The sequence below is a fragment of the Brevibacterium sp. genome (genome assembly GCF_022712115.1).
Taxonomy (GTDB): Bacteria; Actinomycetota; Actinomycetes; order Actinomycetales; family Brevibacteriaceae; genus Brevibacterium; species Brevibacterium salitolerans.
Genome location: NZ_JALAHB010000114.1, coordinates 1 through 18546, shown reverse-complemented (window position 1 = coordinate 18546; position 18546 = coordinate 1). Strand labels below are relative to the sequence as shown.

Annotated in this window: 15 protein-coding genes and 1 pseudogene; 8 read left to right on the top strand and 8 right to left on the bottom strand. The window is 71.4% G+C overall.

Annotation, left to right across the window (positions count from 1 at the left end; translation table 11 throughout):
* Positions 1-207: 207 nt before the first annotated feature.
* Positions 208-1140: a DegV family protein gene (locus Q0A33_RS06855; RefSeq protein WP_291794695.1), complete on the bottom strand. Its 933-nt coding sequence runs from the start codon at positions 1138-1140 to the stop codon at positions 208-210.
* Between the two features lie 96 nt (positions 1141-1236).
* Here Q0A33_RS06855 and Q0A33_RS06850 point away from each other — a divergent pair, with 96 nt between their 5' ends.
* The 3 genes from Q0A33_RS06850 to Q0A33_RS06840 are packed head-to-tail and all read left to right on the top strand — an operon-like array spanning position 1237 to position 2733.
* Entirely contained in the window at positions 1237-1968 is a 732-nt protein-coding gene (locus Q0A33_RS06850; RefSeq protein ID WP_291794694.1) for a hypothetical protein, read from the top strand.
* A 4-nt stretch (positions 1969-1972) separates the two neighbouring features.
* A complete protein-coding gene (locus tag Q0A33_RS06845) occupies positions 1973-2380 on the top strand; it encodes a CrcB family protein (RefSeq protein WP_291794693.1) in 408 nt (135 codons plus the stop codon).
* Complete coding sequence (locus Q0A33_RS06840; protein ID WP_291794692.1) at positions 2377-2733, top strand: CrcB family protein; 357 nt, start codon at positions 2377-2379, stop codon at positions 2731-2733. The genes Q0A33_RS06845 and Q0A33_RS06840 overlap by 4 nt, the downstream gene beginning before the upstream one ends.
* Here the strand turns inward: Q0A33_RS06840 and nadE are convergent, their stop codons facing one another.
* Together nadE and leuS are read right to left on the bottom strand one after the other, a co-directional pair.
* Positions 2734-3573, bottom strand: a complete 840-nt coding sequence (gene nadE, locus Q0A33_RS06835; protein ID WP_291794691.1) for an ammonia-dependent NAD(+) synthetase — start codon at positions 3571-3573, stop codon at positions 2734-2736.
* A gap of 61 nt (positions 3574-3634) precedes the next feature.
* A complete protein-coding gene (gene leuS, locus Q0A33_RS06830) occupies positions 3635-6523 on the bottom strand; it encodes a leucine--tRNA ligase (RefSeq protein WP_291794690.1) in 2889 nt (962 codons plus the stop codon).
* 176 nt (positions 6524-6699) lie between these two features.
* Here leuS and Q0A33_RS06825 point away from each other — a divergent pair, with 176 nt between their 5' ends.
* Together Q0A33_RS06825 and Q0A33_RS06820 are read left to right on the top strand one after the other, a co-directional pair.
* Entirely contained in the window at positions 6700-8535 is a 1836-nt protein-coding gene (locus Q0A33_RS06825) for an AMP-dependent synthetase/ligase (RefSeq protein ID WP_291794689.1), read from the top strand.
* Complete coding sequence (locus tag Q0A33_RS06820; protein ID WP_291794688.1) at positions 8532-9581, top strand: glutathione S-transferase C-terminal domain-containing protein; 1050 nt, start codon at positions 8532-8534, stop codon at positions 9579-9581. The genes Q0A33_RS06825 and Q0A33_RS06820 overlap by 4 nt, the downstream gene beginning before the upstream one ends.
* Positions 9582-9584: 3 nt before the next feature.
* Here the strand turns inward: Q0A33_RS06820 and Q0A33_RS06815 are convergent, their stop codons facing one another.
* Positions 9585-10235, bottom strand: coding sequence for a DedA family protein (locus tag Q0A33_RS06815; RefSeq protein ID WP_291794687.1), 651 nt, complete (start codon positions 10233-10235; stop codon positions 9585-9587).
* Between the two features lie 23 nt (positions 10236-10258).
* Between Q0A33_RS06815 and Q0A33_RS06810 the strand changes: the two genes are divergently transcribed.
* From Q0A33_RS06810 to glpK, 3 genes are read left to right on the top strand one after another with little or no spacing between them, the layout of a single operon-like run.
* Complete coding sequence (locus Q0A33_RS06810; protein WP_291794686.1) at positions 10259-11356, top strand: YhjD/YihY/BrkB family envelope integrity protein; 1098 nt, start codon at positions 10259-10261, stop codon at positions 11354-11356.
* Between the two features lie 51 nt (positions 11357-11407).
* Positions 11408-12829, top strand: a complete 1422-nt coding sequence (locus Q0A33_RS06805) for a glyceraldehyde-3-phosphate dehydrogenase (protein ID WP_291794685.1) — start codon at positions 11408-11410, stop codon at positions 12827-12829.
* Between the two features lie 4 nt (positions 12830-12833).
* A complete protein-coding gene (gene glpK, locus Q0A33_RS06800; RefSeq protein WP_291794684.1) occupies positions 12834-14330 on the top strand; it encodes a glycerol kinase GlpK in 1497 nt (498 codons plus the stop codon).
* On the opposite strand, the gene Q0A33_RS06795 is transcribed toward glpK, so the two are convergent.
* The 4 genes and pseudogenes from Q0A33_RS06795 to Q0A33_RS06780 form a co-directional block, all read right to left on the bottom strand.
* Positions 14327-15292 carry a D-2-hydroxyacid dehydrogenase gene (locus tag Q0A33_RS06795; protein WP_291794683.1) on the bottom strand — a complete coding sequence of 322 codons (966 nt, stop codon included), beginning with the start codon at positions 15290-15292 and terminating at the stop codon, positions 14327-14329. The two genes, glpK and Q0A33_RS06795, sit on opposite strands and share 4 nt — an antisense overlap.
* A 19-nt stretch (positions 15293-15311) precedes the next feature.
* A complete protein-coding gene (locus tag Q0A33_RS06790; RefSeq protein WP_291794682.1) occupies positions 15312-16946 on the bottom strand; it encodes an MDR family MFS transporter in 1635 nt (544 codons plus the stop codon).
* Complete coding sequence (locus Q0A33_RS06785) at positions 16943-17668, bottom strand: TetR/AcrR family transcriptional regulator (protein WP_291794681.1); 726 nt, start codon at positions 17666-17668, stop codon at positions 16943-16945. Before Q0A33_RS06785 ends, Q0A33_RS06790 begins: the two co-directional genes overlap by 4 nt.
* A gap of 94 nt (positions 17669-17762) precedes the next feature.
* A pseudogene (locus tag Q0A33_RS06780) lies at positions 17763-18546 on the bottom strand (DNA primase); the annotation flags it as partial.

Genomic DNA, 18546 nt, shown 5'->3' with positions numbered 1-18546 from the left:
GGCTCGCGGGTCCAGCCGCGGTCGCTGCTGGCGGCGAGCAGTGCGGAGAAGCGCTCTGCGGGTGATGGGCTCATACCAGTGCACGATCCGCCCGCTCCCCCGCGGACGCCAGACCCCCTTCGGAGCTGTGGACGCCGCGGCCTCCGTCCTCAGCCCGGGCGCCGCAGGACGGACCCTGGTCTCAGTGCACCTGTGACCTCAGCCGTGTCACTGCTGGGCGCGGACGACGAGGCCCACCGCCCCGGGACCCACGTGCGCCGTCAGTACGGCGGAGAGCACGCCCGTCCGGTGTCCCCAGCCCTCCGTGCGCGCCGTCTCCTCCAGCAGGGCCGCGAACTCCCGGGTCGCGGCGGGCGCGGCGGTCAGCTCGCCTTCGGGCACGAGGAGCACGGTCTCGCAGGTGCTGCGGAGCGATTCCGCGAACTCCCGAGCGCGAGCGAGCATCCGCTCATGCGCCCGTCGCACCGTCCGCACGCGGGCGGACGAATCCACGACGCCGTCCGTGAGGGTGAGGACCGGCACGATCGACAGCGCCCTGCCCACCAGCGAGGCGGCTCTGCCGATCCGGCCCCCGCGCTCCAGGAACGTCAGGGTGGCGGGGCAGAAGAGGGCCGTGGTCTCCTCCCGGAGGAAGTCCTCCGCCGCCGCACAGAGCTCCTCCGGACCGCGGCCGGCCGCCGCGCCCTCCGCGAGGAGCAGGGCCGCACCCCCCACCGCCGCGGAGGCCGTCCGCGAATCGATCACCGTCGTGGGCACCGGCGCCTCCTCCGCCGCCGTCCGGGCCGCCGCACAGGTGCCGGAGAGCGCACCGGAGAGGGTGACGGCCACGATCCTGTCCGCGCCCGCCTCCGCGAGGCGGCGGTACGCCTGAGCGAAGTCCTTGGCCGCGGGCATCGAGGTGTGCACGCTGCTGCCGGCCTCCATCGCCGCACAGAGCTCCGCGGGCGCGAGCTCACCGTCCGGGGCCGCCTCCTCGTCCACCACCACCGTGAGCGGCACGACCTCGAGCCGGCCGTCCAGGGCCTCAGCCACCCGGGAGCGCTCGTCGTCGGCGAGCAGCGCGGTCGAGTCGAGGACGAGCCCCAGCGCACCGGCTGCGGGTTCGTCCCCGGGACGGGTGCGGGCGTGCTCTGCTGTCATGGACCGGACTCCTTACAGGGAACGACGAGGCCGCGGGACGACGCGCGGATCCGCGCCTAAGCCTAGGCGACACGGTGCACGAGTACCCTTGAGCGCGTGAAGCGATTCGGCGATTTCCTGGTCAACACCCCCGTGGCACTCGTGGTGGGATGCGGCGCGGCGCTCTTCGCGGTGCTCGGCCTCGTCCCCGCGCTGCGTGAGATCGCCTGGGTCCTCCTGCTGCTCTCCGCCCTGCTGACGGCCTGCGCCGTGGCGGGCTGGGCACGGACCTGGACGATCCTCCAGCGCCGCATCGACGAGCTGGCCGAGACGGCCGCCGCCGTGCATGACACCTATGCGCCGGTGGAGCTCACGCTCACGCCCCAGGAGGAGGACGCCGAGGCCGACTCCCGCGCCGCGGCAGACATCCTCGAGCGCTTCCCGCAGGACGCGGGCATCACCCGTCGGCTCCGGGTCGAGGCGGAGGTCACGGAGTTCCCCTCGGAGCTCACGGCTCCCGTCACCGCCTTCCTCGACGAGCACCTGCACACGAGCTTCGAGGATCCCTACGCGCACCGCGCGTTCATGGACCTCTACCGCAGCACCCGGGCACTCGCGGACTGGATCGAGGCGGAGACCGAGGTGCACGAGGGCACCCGCTCCGTCATCCCCGGCGACCGCCGGGAGGGCGGCTGGCAGTCGTTCGCCGAGGCCAAGCGCGCCGGGGAGAGCGCGGCCGATGCCTTCCTCCGCCATCGCGCCGAGTTCTCCCGCACCGTCCTCGTGAGCCGCATCCTCGAGCCCGAGGCCGCTCTGGAGGAGGAGACCCGCGCCGCGCAGGAGGACTAGAACGGTGGAGAACCCACCCCGCCGCTGGGCGCAGGTCACCGCCGTGGCGGTGGGAGGCGCGCTCGGCACCCTCGCACGGGCGGCGCTGGCCGCGACCGGCCACGGCCTCCTCCCGATCATGGTCGCCAACATCGCGGGCACCCTCGTCCTCGCCGTGCTCACCTCCGCCCTGCTCACGGGCGGCGGGCACGGCCGGCGGCTCCTCGCGCTCGCCGCGGGCACCGGCATGTGCGGCGCGCTCACGACCTACTCCGGCCTCGTCCTCGAGGTCCTGCGACTCACCGCGCCGGCCTCCGCCGCCCAGCTCCTCGTGCCGCTCCTCCTGCTGAGCGCCTGCCTCCTCGCCGGCCTGCTCACCGCCGTCGCGGGCTGGGCGCTCGGCTCTCTCCTCCGGGACGGGAGGGCGCAGTGATCTGGGCCGGACTCGCGCTCGCGGGCGCCGCCGGGGCGGTGGCGCGCTGGCTGCTCGACCAGGGGATCAGCGCCCTGGCCGGCCGCCTGCTGCCGTGGGGCGTGCTGGGCGTCAACGTCCTCGGCTGCCTGCTGCTGGGCATCGTCACCGGTCTGGGGCAGGATATGCAGCTCCTCAGCACCGGTTTCCTCGGCGCCTTCACGACGTTCTCCACCGTGTGCGTCGACGTCGTGCGGATGCTCGGCGAGTCCCACCGGCTCCGCGCCGCCGGCTATGCCGCGCTCACCCTGGTGCTGGGCGTGCTCGCCCTCTGCCTCGGGGTGCTCTGCGGCGGGGCCCTCACGATGCGCTGATCAGCGCCACCAGGCGTCGTCGGGCCCTGCTGGAGTGCGGCGCTTGTGCTCGGTGAGCCGATAGCGGCGCTCGAGGGCGGCGGCCGCCTCCTCCGCAACGGGTGCACCGGTGAGGAACGCGTCGATCTGCGGGTACGTCACGCCCAGCGAGCTCTCATCGGTCTCTCCCGGCGCCTCGTCGAGGAGATCCGCGGTGGGAGCCTTCTCCCAGAGCCGCGCGGCCGCCCCCAGCACGCGCAGCAGCGCGGCCCCCTGGGACTTGGTGAGACCCGCGAGCGGGACGAGGTCCGCGCCCCCGTCGCCGAACTTCGTGAAGAACCCGGTGACGGCCTCGGCGGCGTGGTCGGTGCCCGCCACCAGGCAGCCGCGCTCGCCGGCGATCGCGTACTGGGCGATCATGCGCATGCGCGCCTTGACATTGCCGCGGTGGAAATCGGGCAGGCTGCGGCCCGCGGCGGCGTCGTGGGTCGCCACCAGAGCGTCGACCGCCGGCTTCACGTCGAAGTCGAGGACTTCGTCCGGGCGGATGAACTCCAGGGCTGCGCGGGCGTCGTCCTCGTCCGCCTGCGTCCCGTACGGCAGCCGGACCGCGATGAACACCGCGTCCTCCCCCGCCGCGCGGAGCTGCTCCGCGGCGAGCTGGCACAGACGGCCCGCCAGGCTCGAGTCCTGGCCGCCGGAGATGCCCAGGACGAATCCGCGGGCCCCGGCACGCCGGCAGTACTCGACGAGGAAGTCCGTCCGGCGCTCGATCTCCTCCGCGGGATCGATGACCGGACGGACCCCCAGCGCCTCGCGGATGAGGGCGGACTCGGGGCGGTCGTCAGCAGTGTCGCTCATGCCCCCAGCCTACGCCGCGCCGCATTTCGGGGAGGTAACGGCGCCGCAGGCGCATGACGGCTCAGGCGTCCGGGACGATGTTCACGAGCTTGGGCGCGCGCACGATCACCTTCCGCACGCCCGCGCCGTTCAGCGCGCGCAGTGCTCCGGGGCTCTCCAGCGCCAGCCGCTCGAGCTCCGCGGCCTCGATCTCCGGGTCCACCTCGAGCCGGGCGCGGACCTTGCCCTTGACCTGGACGACCGCGGTGACGGTCTCCGCGACGAGGTGCTGGGGATCGGCCTCCGGGAACGGCACATAGGTGATCGTCTCCGTGTGCCCCAGCCGCTCCCAGATCTCCTCCGCCAGGTGCGGTGCGAGCGGGGAGAGCATGATCGTGAGCGGCTCCACGGCCTCGCGCGGCGAGACCCCGGACTTCGTGAGGTGGTTGGTGAGCTCGATGAGCTTGGCGACGACGGTGTTGAACCGGAAGTTGTCCATGTCCTCGCGCACACCGGCGATGGTGCGGTGCAGCACGCGCAGGGTCTCGGCGTCCGCCGGCGCATCGGAGACGACGAGGCTGCCGTCGCCCTCGTCGACGACGAGCCGCCACACGCGCTGGAGGAAGCGCTGGGCACCCACCACGGCACGCGTGTCCCAGGCGCGGGAGACCTCGATGGGACCCATCGACATCTCGTAGACGCGGAAGGTGTCCGCGCCGAACTCCTCGTACATCTGGTCCGGCGTCACCATGTTCTTCAGCGACTTGCCCATCTTCCCGTACTCGCGGGAGACCTCCTCGTCACCGTGGAACCAGGTGGAGGAGCCGGAGTCGTCGACCCGCTCCTCGACCTCGTCCGCCGGCACGTAGGCCCCGCGGGCGTCCGTGAAGGCGTAGGCCTGGACGTAGCCCTGGTTGATGAGGCGGTGGAAGGGCTCGGAGCTGCTCACGTGGCCCAGGTCGAAGAGGACCTTGTGCCAGAACCGGGCGTAGAGCAGGTGGAGGACGGCGTGCTCGACGCCGCCCACGTAGAGGTCCGCGCCGCCGGCCGGCTTGGACTCGGTGGGCCCCAGCCAGTAGGCCTCGTTCTCCGCCCCCACGGGTGCGGCGTCGTTGTGCGGGTCCGCATAGCGCAGCTGGTACCAGGAGGAGCCTGCCCAGTTGGGCATGGTGTTCGTCTCCCGGCGGTACTGCCGGGGACCGTCGCCGAGGTCGAGGGTGACGGTGACCCAGTCCTCGTTCCGGCCCAGCGGCGGCTCCGGCTCGCTCGTGACGTCGTGCGCGTCGAAGGTGCGCGGCGAGAAGTCGCTGACCTCCGGCAGGTCCACCGGCAGCTGGTCCTCCGGCAGGGCGTGGGGGGTGCCCGCCTCGTCGTAGACGATGGGGAACGGCTCGCCCCAGTAGCGCTGGCGGGAGAACAGCCAGTCGCGCAGGCGGTACTGGACGGCGGCCTCGGCCACGCCCTTGGACTCCAGCCAGGCCAGCATGCGCTCGCACGCCTCCGCCACGTCCATGCCGCCCAGGTCGATCTCCGCGTTCGCGGAGTTGATCTTCGCTCCGTCACCGGTGTAGACGGAGTCCTCGTCGTGGTCCGCCGGAGGCTGGACCGTGCGGATGTAGGGCAGTCCGTACTCCTTGGCGAAGTCCCAGTCGCGGGCGTCCTCGCCCGGCACGCCCATGACCGCACCGGTGCCGTAACCCATGAGGACGTAGTCGGCGACGAAGATCGGCAGCGCCTCGCCGGTGGCGGGGTTGGCGGCGTAGGAGCCCGTGAAGACGCCGGTCTTGTTCCGCTCCTCCTGGCGCTCGGCCGGGGTCTTCGCGGCCGCCGCCGCACGGTAGTCCGCCACCGCCTGCGCGGGGGTCTCGGCGCCGCCGCGCCAGTGCGCGGGCACGGAGTCGTCCCAGGAGACCGCCGTGAGCCCGTCGACCAGGGGGTGCTCGGGCGCGAGCACGAGGTAGGTGGTGCCGAAGATCGTGTCCGCGCGGGTCGTGTACACCGTCACGGGCGCGCCGGGCACTCCCTCGGCAGTGGTCTCGAACGTGATGCGCGCGCCCGTCGAGCGGCCGATCCAGTTGCGCTGCATGTGCCGCACGGCGTCCGGCCAGTCGACGAGGTCGAGATCGTCCGCCAGCCGGTCCGCATACGCCGTGATGCGCATGTTCCACTGCTTGAGCTCACGCGTGAAGACGGGGAAGTTGCCGCGCTCGGAGCGGCCGTCGGCCGTGACCTCCTCGTTCGCCAGCACGGTCCCCAGGCCGGGGCACCAGTTCACGGGCGACTTCGAGACGTAGGCGAGCCGATGGTGCTGCAGCACCTCCTCGCGCTCGTGCGCGTCGAGGGCGCTCCACTCCCGGCCGGTGCCGGTGTCGCGGCCGGCCTCGAACTGGGCGATGAGCTCCGAGATGGGGCGCGCGGCGCCGCGGCCGCCGGCGGCCTCGGGGTCGTACCAGCTGTTGAAGATCTGCAGGAAGATCCACTGCGTCCACTTCACGAAGTCCGGGTCCGTGGTGGCGAAGGTGCGGTTCTCGTCGTGGCCCAGGCCCAGGCGGGAGAGCTGCCTGCGCATGTTCGCGATGTTCTCCTCCGTCGTCACCCGGGGGTGCTGGCCGGTCTGCACCGCGAACTGCTCCGCGGGCAGGCCGAACGCGTCGTAGCCGAGCGCGTGCATGACGTTGCGGCCCTGCATGCGCTGGTAGCGGGCGTAGACGTCCGTCGCGAGGTAGCCCAGCGGATGGCCCACGTGCAGGCCCTTGCCGGAGGGGTAGGGGAACATGTCCATGAGGTACATGTGCTCGCGCCCGGCCGCACGCACACCGCTGGGGACCTCCGCGAGGTCACCCGTGGGGTTGGGCGCGGCGAAGGTCTGCTGCTCGTGCCAGACACGCTGCCACTTCTCCTCTATCCGACCCGCGAGTGAGGCGCCGTACCTGTGGTCGACGGTGCCCGGCTGATCGGGTGAAGCGCTCATGGATGTACGCGTCCTTTCGGCAGTCCTGTGCAGAGGGGTGCCCGGCTGACCGGGCGATCCCCACGATTCTAGACCCGCGGGTTTCCCCACCGGCATTACGCCCCAGTAGTATCGTGACGGAGCTCGCACAGCCGCCCGTCGGCCCGCCCAGCGGGCCGTTTCGAAGGAGAGACCGCATGGCCGCCACGGCGCAGACCGCCCGCCCCACGATGACCCAGGTCGCCACCCCGGCCGAGGGACTCGACCTCCGTCGCGAGGAGAGCCTCACCGACGCGCTGCTCGCGCGGATCCGCTCTGTGCCCGCGGACCCGCTCCTCCTCCGCCCCGCAGGCGACGGGGAGTGGGAGGAGGTGAGCGGCGAGGAGTTCCTCGCCGACGTCTCCGCCGTCGCCAAGGGACTGCTCGCAGCGGGCCTCGAGCCGGGCGGACGCGTCGCGCTCTTCGGCGCGACCTCCTACGAGTGGACCCTGTGCGACTACGCGATCTGGTTCGCCGGGGGCGTCACCGTCCCCTTCTACGACTCCTCCTCCGAGGAGCAGCTGGCCTGGATGATCTCCGACGCGCAGGTCTCGTTCGCCCTCGTGCAGTCCGGCGACCACGCCGCCCGCGCCCGCGCCGCGGCCGCCTCCGCGGGACTCGCCGAGGGAGAGGTGCCGGTGTGGCGGTTCGCCGAGGCCGGCCTCGACGAGCTGCGCACCCTGGGCGCCGAGGTCACGGACGAGGCCCTCGAGGCGGCCCGGTCCACCGCCGGCCCGGACACGCTCGCCTCGGTCATCTACACCTCGGGCACCACCGGCCGCTCCAAGGGCTGCCGGATGACGCACGCCAACTTCGTCCGCACCGCGGCGGCCGCCGCCCTGCAGGTGCCCGAGGTGGTCCGCCCCGGCTCCGTCTGCCTCCTGTTCCTGCCGCTGGCCCACGTCTTCGCGCGGTTCGTCCAGGTGTTCGCGCTGAACTCCCACAGCGTCCTCGCGCACTCCGCGGACCTCACGCGCCTCACGGACACCTTCGCCGAGGTGCGTCCCACCTACATCCTGGGCGTGCCCCGGGTGTTCGAGAAGGTCTTCAACTCCGCCCGCGCCAAGGCGGAGTCCGAGGGGAAGGGGAAGATCTTCGCGGCCGCGCAGCAGGTCGCCGTCGCGTACTCGCGCGCGCTCGACGAGGGCGGCCCCTCGCTGACCCTGCGCGCCCAGCACGCTCTCTTCGACAAGCTCGTCTACTCCCGCCTGCGCACCGTCATGGGCGGTGCGCTGGAGTACTCCGTCTCCGGCGGCGGGCCGCTGGGCGAGCACCTGGGCCACTTCTACCGCGGGATCGGGCTGACGATCATCGAGGGCTACGGGCTCACGGAGACCACCGCCCCCGTCACCGTGAACCTGCCCGAGGAGGCCAGGCTGGGCACGGTGGGCAAGCCCCTGCCCGGCTGCGCCGTCGCCGTCGCCCCGGACGGTGAGGTGCTCGCGAAGGGCGTCTGCGTGTTCGACGGCTATCTGCACAACGCGGAGGCCACCGCGGAGACCTTCTACGGCGACTGGCTGCGCACGGGCGACCTGGGCGCGATCGACGCCGACGGCTACCTCCGCATCACCGGCCGGAAGAAGGAGCTCATCGTCACCTCCTCCGGCAAGAACGTCGCACCGGCGCCGCTCGAGGACGAGCTGCGCCGCCATCCGCTCATCGGCCAGCCCGTGGTGATCGGCGACGACCGCAACTTCATCTCCGCGCTCATCTTCCTCGACGCGGAGATGCTGTCCGGCTGGCTCTCCGGCCACGGGCTGCGCGCGGACATGAGCCTCGCGGAGGCGGCCGCCAACCCGACCGTCCGCGCGGCGATCGAGAAGGCCGTCGAGAGGACGAACGAGAAGGTCTCCCGTGCGGAGTCGATCCGGACCTTCACGATCGTGCCGGCGGAGCTCACCGAGGACAACGGCTACCTGTCCGCGAAGCAGTCCGTCAAGCGCCACCTCGTGGCGAAGGACTTCGCGGACGTCATCGAAGGGATGTACGCATGAATGACGCAGACGACGCACCCGAGACCGGCAGCTACGTCACCCCGGGCGAGGGGTACACGCGGGACACCCGCTACATCGAGGACCGGATCCTCGACGACCCGGACGCCCGCTGGCCGGTGGAGCCCGGACGCTACCGCCTGATCGCCGCGCGCGCCTGCCCCTGGGCCAACCGCACGCTCATCGTCCGCCGCCTGCTGGGGCTCGAGGACGTGCTCTCCGCGGGCATGCCGGGACCCACCCACGACGCCCGCTCGTGGACCTTCGACCTCGATCCCGGCGGGGTGGACCCGGTGCTGGGCATCGAGCGGCTGCAGCAGGCCTTCTTCGCCCGCGACCCGGAGTATCCGCGCGGCATCACCGTACCGGCGATCGTCGACATCCCCACCGGGCAGGTGGTGACGAACGACTTCGCGCAGATCACCCTCGACCTCTCCTCGCAGTGGCGGCGGTTCCACCGCGAGGGCGCACCGGACCTGTACCCGGCGTCCCTCGCCGAGGAGATGGACCCGCTCATGCGGCACGTCTACACGGAGGTGAACAACGGCGTGTACCGGTGCGGCTTCGCCGGTGACCAGTCCTCCTACGAGGAGGCGTTCGACCGTCTCTTCACCGCCCTGGACGTCCTGGAGGAGCGGCTGCGCACGCGCCGCTTCCTCATGGGGGATGCGATCACGGAGGCGGACGTGCGCCTCTTCACGACGCTCGTCCGCTTCGACCCCGTGTACTACTCGCACTTCAAGTGCAACAGGCAGCGACTCGTGGACTTCCCCTCGCTCTGGGGCTACGCGCGCGATCTCTTCCAGACCCCGGGGTTCGGCGACACCGTGGACTTCTCGCAGATCAAGGACCACTACTTCCTCGTCCACCGCGACATCAACCCCACCGGGGTGGTGCCGGTGGGTCCGGACCTCTCCGGCTGGCTGGAGCCGCACGGTCGGGAGTCGCTCGCGGACGCGCCGCCCTTCGGCGAGGGGACGCCGCCCGGACCGCCGCCCGCGGCCGAGGTCGTCGACCCCGCGCACACGCCGCAGGCCTGGGTGCGCTGAGCCTCAGCCGGCCTCGGCGGTGCCCGCCGAGGCCGCCCGCCGCGCCCGGTTGCGCCGCACGCGGGCGACGATCCACCACACGAGAGCCGCCGCGACCACCACGATGACGGCGTTCTGGAACCAGCCGGCGTAGCGCTCGATCACCGCGTAGTTCTCCCCCACCCAGAACCCTGCGAGCACGAACAGCGAGTTCCAGATGAGGGAACCGGCCATCGTCAGGAGGAGGAACCAGCTCTGGCTCATCCGCTCGATGCCCGCGGGGATCGAGATGAGCGAGCGGAAGATCGGGATCATCCTGCCCAGGAACACCGCCTTGCGGCCGTGGCGGCCGAACCAGGCGACGGTCCGTTCGACGTCCGCCGGGTCCACGAGCGGCAGCTTCGCCGCCCACCGCGCGATCCGCTCGTGCCCGAATGCCCGCCCGACCCAGTAGAGCGCGAGCGCGCCGAGCACGGAGCCGATCGTCGCCCAGGCGATGGCGGAGACGAGATGCATGCTGCCCAGACTCGAGGTGAAGCCCGCCAGGGGCAGGATCAGCTCGCTGGGGATGGGCGGGAACAGGTTCTCGAGCGCGACGAGCAGGCCCACGCCCGGAGCGCCGAGCGCGTCCATCACGGAGACGACCCACTCGGTGAATCCCTGTGTCAGAGTCATGGGCCCAAGCATAGGATGCTCCCATGACTGTCTCCGGCAACCCAGGCGAACGCATCCTGACAGCGTCCAAGCGGGAGGCGGGCCAGAGCACGGCGCAGCAGATCATGCGCAGGCCCGTCGTCGTGCATCTGCGGCAGACGCTGGACCGCTACGGCCAGCGGCTGGGGAACCAGTTCGCCGCCGCCATCACGTACTTCCTCGTCCTCGCCCTCATCCCCACCCTCATGTTCGCGTTCTCCGCGCTGGGCTTCTTCCTCGACGTGGTCCGGCCGGAGCTCATGGACGCCGTGAGCGCGCAGATCGCCGAGTACGGGGGCGACGAACAGGTCGTGGCGCTGCTGCAGAGCTTCCTCACCGGCTGGCGCGGGGCGAGCATCGTCGCCGTCGTCTCCGCCCTCTACACGGCGCAGGGGTTCATCGGCAACCTCAAGGACGCCGTGCGCTCCCAGCTCGACGCCCACGGGGTGCAGAAGGACCAGGACGGGATCGTCCCGCGCATCGTCAACAACACCGTGGCGCTCCTGGGCATCCTCGTGGGCGTCGCCCTCGCCATCGCCCTCAACGTCGTCTCCTCCTCGCTGCGCTCGACCATCGTCACCTGGCTGGACCTGCCCGGGTGGATGGACCCCGTCTTCCAAATCGTGCCCGTCATCGCCACGGCCGCGGCCTGCTGGCTCATCTTCCTGCTCATCTTCACCCTCCTGCCGGCCTCGCCCGTGCCGATGCGCACGAAGGCGATGGGCGCCCTGTTCGGAGGGCTGGCGCTCACCGTCCTGCTCCGCCTGGCCACGCTGCTCATCGACCTCTTCTCCGGCTCCCCCACCGCAGCCCTCTTCGGACCGGTCATCGCGATCATGCTGTCGATGAATGTCTTCGCGCGGATCATCCTCATGGTCGCGGCGTGGATGGGGACGGCCGACGACACCCCGGTCTTCGCCCGCATCGCGTCCGTCACGGACAACGGCACCGCGCGCACCGCGGCCACCGGTCCCGCCGTGCGCCGGGAGAGCGCCGGGCAGACGCTCGGCGCGCTGCTGGCGGCGGCCGGCCTCATCGCCGCGACCCTGCTGGGCTTCAACCGCTTCCAGAACCGCAGGTCGCCGCGACGCCGCACGCCGTGACCGCGTAGACTCTGTGGACACCACCGCGAGTTCAGTGAAAGGTTCCGTCTCTTGACCGACCAGATCCAGGCCGAGTCCCAGCAGTGGGCCGCCAAGCAGGACGCCGCCGAGCAGCTCATCCCCCTCGTCGGGAGGCTGCACCGGGAGAACGGGGTCCTCCTCACCGTCTACGGCCGCAGCCTGCTCAACAAGTCCGTCACCGGCGTCATCAAGGCCCACCGCTACGCGCGCCACTTCGACGGCACGGACCTCGACCTGCAGGAGACGCTGGCGATCGCCCGCGAGCTCGTCTCCCTGGACCTCGGGGCGACGACGGTGGACCTCGGCCGGCTGGCGGCCGCTCAGCGGGCCGGCGGCGGCGACCTCGCCGCACTGCTCGCGGACGCGCTGGGCGGCGGGGAGCGTGCGGAGCCCCGTGACGTGGTCCTCTACGGCTTCGGCCGGATCGGCCGCCTCCTGGCCCGCATCCTCATCGACCGCGCCGGTGGCTCCGGACTGCGCCTGCGCGCCGTCGTCGTCCGCCGCAACGGTCCCGACGACATCGTCAAGCGCGCCTCCCTGCTGCGCCGGGACTCGATCCACGGCAAGTTCGACGGCACCATCGTCGTCGACGAGGAGAACGAGACGATCCTCGCCAACGGCACCCTCATCAAGGTCATCTACTCGAACGACCCCTCCGAGGTCGACTACACGGCCTATGGCATCGAGGACGCCATCGTCATCGACAACACCGGCAAGTGGCGCGACCGCGAGGGGCTCTCGCAACACCTCGCCTGCCCGGGCGCGTCCAAGGTGATCCTCACCGCCCCCGGCAAGGGCGATGTGAAGAACATCGTGTTTGGCGTGAATTCCCACGACATCACGCCCGAGGACACCGTGCTCTCCGCCGCCTCCTGCACGACGAACGCGATCACGCCGGTCGTCAAGGTCCTCAACGACCGCTTCGGCATCCGCAACGGGCACATGGAGACGGTCCACTCCTTCACCAACGACCAGAACCTCGTGGACAACTACCACAAGGGCTCCCGGCGCGGCCGCGCCGCCGGCCTCAACATGGTCCTCACGGAGACGGGCGCGGCGAAGGCCGTCGCGAAGGCGCTGCCGGAGCTCGCCGGGAAGCTCTCCGGCAACGCGATCCGCGTGCCCACCCCCAACGTCTCCATGGCGGTGCTCAACCTCAACCTCGAGAATCCCACGACGGTCGACGAGCTCAACTCCTTCCTCCGGGAGACCTCGCTGCACTCCTCGCTGCGGAACCAGATCGACTACACCTCCTCACCGGAGGTCGTGTCCTCGGACTTCGTGGGCTCCAAACGGGCCGGGATCGTCGACGGCCTGGCGACCATCGCCGACGGCGCCCGCGCCGTGGTCTACGTCTGGTACGACAACGAGTTCGGCTACTCCTGCCAGGTGATCCGCTGCGTGGCGGAGATGGCGGGCCTGTCCCAGACGGTGCTGCCAGCACAGGGCTGAGACCGTGGGCCACATCCTCGCCATCGACGAGGGCACGACCTCGACCCGTGCGGCCGTCTTCGCCGAGGACGGCCGCATGGTCGCGTCCGCCTCGCGGGAGTTCGCCCAGCACTTCCCCCGGCCGGGCTGGGTGGAGCACGATGCCGAGGAGATCTGGCTCACGACCCGGGAGATGATCGGGACCGTCCTGGGCCGGACCCAGCTCACGCACTCGGACATCTCCTGCGTGGGCATCACGGACCAGCGGGAGACGACCGTCGTCTGGGAGGCGGCCACCGGGCGGCCGGTGCATCCGGCGATCGTCTGGCAGGACACCCGCGGCGAGGAGATCGTGGAGCGGCTCGCCCCGCACGCGGCGGACATCGCCGCGCGCACCGGGCTCACCGTCGCCACCTACTTCTCCGCGATCAAGCTGTCCTGGATCCTCGACACCCTCCCGCCCCGGCAGCGGGAGGAAGCCTCGGCCGGGGAGCTCCTGTTCGGCACCGTGGACAGCTGGCTGATCTGGAATCTCACGGGCGGGCCGGCCGGCGGCCGCCACGTCACGGACGTGACGAACGCCTCGCGGACCATGCTCATGGACCTGAAGACCCTCGACTGGTCCGAGGAGATGCTGGCCCTCACCGGCGTGCCCCGCGCGATGCTCCCGGAGATCCTGCCGTCGATCGGCGAGTTCGGCACGGTCGCGGGCCACCAGCTGCTCGCCGGGGTGCCCATCACGGGCGTGCTCGGCGATCAGCAGTCCGCCGCCTTCGGCCAGTGCGCCTTCTCCCCCGGCGACACGAAGAACACCTACGGCACCGGCTGCTTCCTGCTCACCAACACGGGCACCGCGCCCGTGGCCTCGGCCGGCGGGCTCATCACGACGGTCGCCTACCAGGAGGCCGGCAGGCCTGCCGCCTACGCTCTGGAGGGCTCCATCGCGGTCGCCGGCTCGCTGGTGCACTGGCTGCGCGACGGCCTGGGCATCCTCACCTCCTCCGAGGAGGTCGAGACGCTGGCGAGCTCCGTCGAGGATTCCGGGGACGTGTACTTCGTCCCCGCCTTCTCCGGTCTCTTCGCTCCGCGCTGGCGTCCGGACGCACGGGGGACGATCGTGGGGCTCACCCGGTTCGCCACCAAGGGTCACATCGCCAGGGCCGCGCTGGAGTCGACCGCCTTCCAGACGGCCGAGGTCATCGAGACTCTCCGGCAGGACTCCGGCTTCGCGATCTCCACCCTGCGCGCGGACGGCGGCATGGCGGTCAACGACGGCCTCATGCAGTTCCAGGCGGACATCTCCGACTGCGAGGTGACCCGCGGCTCCATCGAGTCCACCGCCACCGGCGCGGCCTTCGCCGCGGGCATGGGCGCCGGGGTCTTCGCGGGCACGGACGACCTCGCCCGGCTGTGGGAGGAGACCGGCCGCTGGGAGCCCCGGATGACCGCCGCCGAACGCGCGGCGCGCCTCACCCGCTGGGACGAGGCCGTGCAGCGCTCGCTCGGCTGGGTGCAGGGCTAACGGCTCGGCACGTAGCCCGCCCGCAGATCGACCGTCTGCGGGAACGCCTCCCCCGCGATCCACCGGTCCCAGTGGTCGAGGAACTGCTCCGCCAGACGATCCGTCCAGCCCTCGGTGTCCCCGGAGAGATGAGCGGTGAGGACGACTCCGGGCAGGTCCCAGAGCGGGTGGCCGGGCGGCAGCGGCTCCGGATCCACCACGTCGAGTCCCGCCCCCGCGATCTCGCCCGTCCGCAGGGCGTGAACCAGGTCGTCCGTGCGCGTCGACCTCCCGCGGCCGATGCTGATGAAGCGTGCTCGTGCGGGCAGCGCGGCGAAGACCTCCGCGTCGAAGAGCCCCGTCGTCGCCTCCGTCAGCGGTGCGGCGTTGACGAGCCAGTCGACGTCCCCCAGATGCTCCGTGAGCCGCGCGGAGTCGTGGATCGCGGAGAAGTCCGCGTCGCCGTCCCGGGCGCTGCTGGCCGCACCGGCGACCTCGATCCCGACCGCCCCGAGCAGCTGCGCGATCCGCCGGCCGATCCCGCCGGTTCCCACGACGAGGGCGCGGGTCCCCCGGATCTGCTCCAGCTCCCTGCGCTCCCACTCGTGGCGGCGCTGCAGCTCCAGGCTCTCCGGGGCGTGCTTGGCGAACATCAGCACGGTGTGCAGCACGTACTCGGCGATCGCCTGGTCGAAGATCCCGTGCGCGTTCGTCACGACGGCGCCGTGCTCGACGAGCGCGGGGAAGCGCAGGGAGTCCACACCGGCGCTGGCGGCGTGGACCCAGCGCAGCGAGTCCGCCGCGCCCATCGCCCCCCGCAGCGCCGGTGAGAAGAAGTCCCACAGGAGGAGGGCGTCGGCTCCGCGCAGCGACTCCGCAAGGCCCTCGGCCTCCGTCCAGCGCACCTCGGCGTCGCGGCTGAGACGCTCGAAGGAGGCGGGACGGACGCGGCCGGGGCTCGTGAGGATGGTGAGAGTCGTCATGCCTCACCATCCTGTCACATCAGTCCGCATCCACCCTGTCCCGGGCGGCCGGGACGTTCTTCGTGGCCAGCGGCTTGTGCACGATGAACATCGTGATGACGAACGCGACCGCGGTGAGCGGGGCGCACCACAGGAACAGCGGCACGAGCGCGTCGTTGTAGGCGTTGACGACGATGCCGTAGACCGGTTCGGGCAGGTGGGCGACGAGGTCCGGGGTGAGCTGGTTCGACGAGCCCATGGCGCCGGCGCCGTCCGGGAGCTTCTGCATGCCCTCGGAGATGTTGTCCATGAGCCGGCTCGTGAACAGCGTGCCGACCAGCGACATGCCCAGCGTGCCGCCCACCTGGCGGAAGTAGTTGTTGGACGCCGTGGCCGTTCCCACCATCGACACCGGGAAGGAGTTCTGCACGATCAGCACGAGCTGCTGCATCGTGAGGCCCAGGCCGATGCCGAACACCGCGAGGAAGACCATCAGCTGCCACATGGGGGTCTCCACGTGCAGGGTCGAGAGGAGGACGAGACCCACGGTCGCGATCGCCATGCCGGCGATGGGGTACCGGCGGTAGCGGCCGAACTTCGAGACCAGGAAGCCCACCGTGGTGCCGACCACCAGCATCGCCGCCATGAGCGGAGTCATCGAGAGGCCGGCGACGGACGGCGAGAGGTGATGCGTCATCTGCAGGTAGGTGGGCATGTAGGAGATCACGCCGAACATGCCGATCGAGAGCAGCACGCCCGTGATCGAGGCGAGGGTGAAGTTCCTGTCGCGGAAGAGCGACATCGGGATGATCGGAGCCTTCACGCGCAGCTCGACGAACACGAATGCGACGGCGGCGAGCACGCCGGCGCCCATGAGTCCGAGGATCACCGGGTCCGTCCACTCGTACTGCGTGCCGCCCCAGGCCGCGATGAGCACCACGGAGGTGGTGAAGACGCCGATGAGGGCCAGACCGCCCATGTCGACGCTGTGCTCACCCGTGCGGGTCTCGGGATCCTCGTGGAAGAAGAAGACGGTGGAGAGGATGGCGAGCAGGCCCAGCGGCAGCGCGAGCAGGAAGGCCCAGCGCCAGCCGGGGCCCTCCGTCAGCCAGCCGCCGATCAGCGGCCCGGCCACGGACGACACGGCGAAGACCGAGCCCATGATCCCCATGTACTTCCCGCGCTGACGCGCCGGGACGACGCTGGCGATGATCGCCTGCGAGAGGATCATCATGCCGCCGCCGCCGACGCCCTGGATGATGCGGCCGACGATGAGCCAGCCCATCGACTGCGCGAGGAAGCCCGCCACGGAGCCGGCCAGGAACACAGAGATCGCGAAGATGAAGAGCGGCTTGCGGCCGAGCTGGTCGCCGAGCTTGCCGTAGGCCGGCATGAGGATGGTGGACGAGAGCATGAAGCCCGTCTGGATCCAGAGCATCTGGTCGACGCCGTCGAGCTCGCCCACGATGGTGGGCAGCGCGGTGGCGAGGATCGTCTGGTTGAGCGAGAACATGAACATCGCCAGCATGAGGCCGATGAACAGGAGCCAGATGGAGCCGGCACTGGGGGCCGGCTGGGCGGCGCTGCCGGCCGTAGGGGCGTGTGCGGTGGTCTCCTGCGAGGAGGCAGGCATGGCGGACTCCGTATCTGCGTGCGTGGTGGGAAGTTTTCTCATGAACGGAAGCCTTCGAGGACGGTGCGGAAGAGGACGAGGGACTGGTCGAAGCGCGCACGGGCGGCCTCGGGCGTGGTGTCCGGCGGAGGGGCGGACTCCGGGCCCGCCGCCTCCTCGCGCATGCGCTGCTCATAGGCGCCCATCGCGTAGGCGCTGCGCAGCGGGGCGAAGGAGATGAGGACGATCATCCGCACCGCGTCCCGCGTGCTCACGCCCTCAGGCAGGTCCAGCTCCGCCACCCGCTCGCCCAGGGTCTCCGTGAGTACGTCGATGAGCTGCGTGGCGAGCAGGCTCCCGGTGTCGGACTTCCGCTGCACCAGGAGGGGGTTCTGCACGAAGAGGATCCGGCGCATCTCCCGCACCTCGTCGTCGCCCATCGAGTAGGACATGACGTCGCGGACGATTCCGGCGACGCCGCCGAACACGTCCCCGGACAGATCCGCGGCCGCGACGGCGTCGGCCACGACCTCCGGCTCCGGCCCGCTCACGGCGGTGCCGATGATCGCGTCCTCCTTGCTTGCGAAGTAGTTGAAGAAGGTGCGCTGCGAGATGCCCGCCTCCGCGGAGATCTGCGCGATCGTCGCAGCCTCCAGGCCGCGCTCGTACGCCAGCCTCACGGCAGCGGAGTGGATCGCCTCCCGGCTGATGCGGGCCTTCCGGGCCCGGAGGGACTCGCACTCGTGGGCACGAGGGGTCTCCTCGGCTGCTGTCTGCTCATTCACGCCTGCAAGTCTGCACTCCCTGCACTATTTGCATCAAGTGCAAAACGTGCAGTGAGTGCAGACTCACAGACGGGGCTTCCCGCGCCCGGCTCCGTTACATGAGCTGCCGCAGGCGCGCGCGCTGGACCTCGAGGATCTGGAGCTGGTTGAGGAGCGCGGAGCTCGTCTCCAGATCCGCGGGATCGGTGCGCTGGAGGCGCGAGTGGAGTTCGGAGGCGATCCTCGCCATGTCCGCGTCGAACAGGCGGGCGATGATCCCCCGGGAGTAGCGCTCGACCTCACGCGCATCGGTCGCCGGCAGCGGCTCCACGGCGAGACCGCCGACGAGCGAGCGGAGACGGTCCTCACCTGCGGCCCCGGCCGCCTCCATGACCTTCTCCGGCCAGGCCCGGGGATCCGCCAGCCCTGCGGCGACTCCCCCTGCCCGCTGCATGAGCGCGTGCACCCGGCGCAGATCCGGATGGGTGAACACCTCGCCGTTGAGTCCGTCGAAGAGCGTGGCGTTCACGAACTGCGGCTGCTGCAGCGCCACCTGGAGCGCACCGCGCTCGATCCGCACCGCCGCGGGATCGTACTCCGGCACCGGCGCGGCCGCGCCGCCCAGCTCCTCCGCGTACGCCTCGATCCGACCGGCCGTCTGCGCCTCGGAGGACGCGGTCCCGGTCCCCCGCCGCCGGGACGCGCGCGGGCCCTCCTTCCCGCCCCGCGGAGGACGCGCACGGCGGACCTCGGCGGCGACCTCGTCCACGCCCATCCCGGTCCTGCCTGCGACGAGCCGCACGTACTCCGGGCGGATCGCGGAGTCCCGGATGGCGGCGAGCACCGGCGCGGCGGCGCGCACCGCCCCCACCCGGCCCTCCACGGTGCCGAGGTCGAAG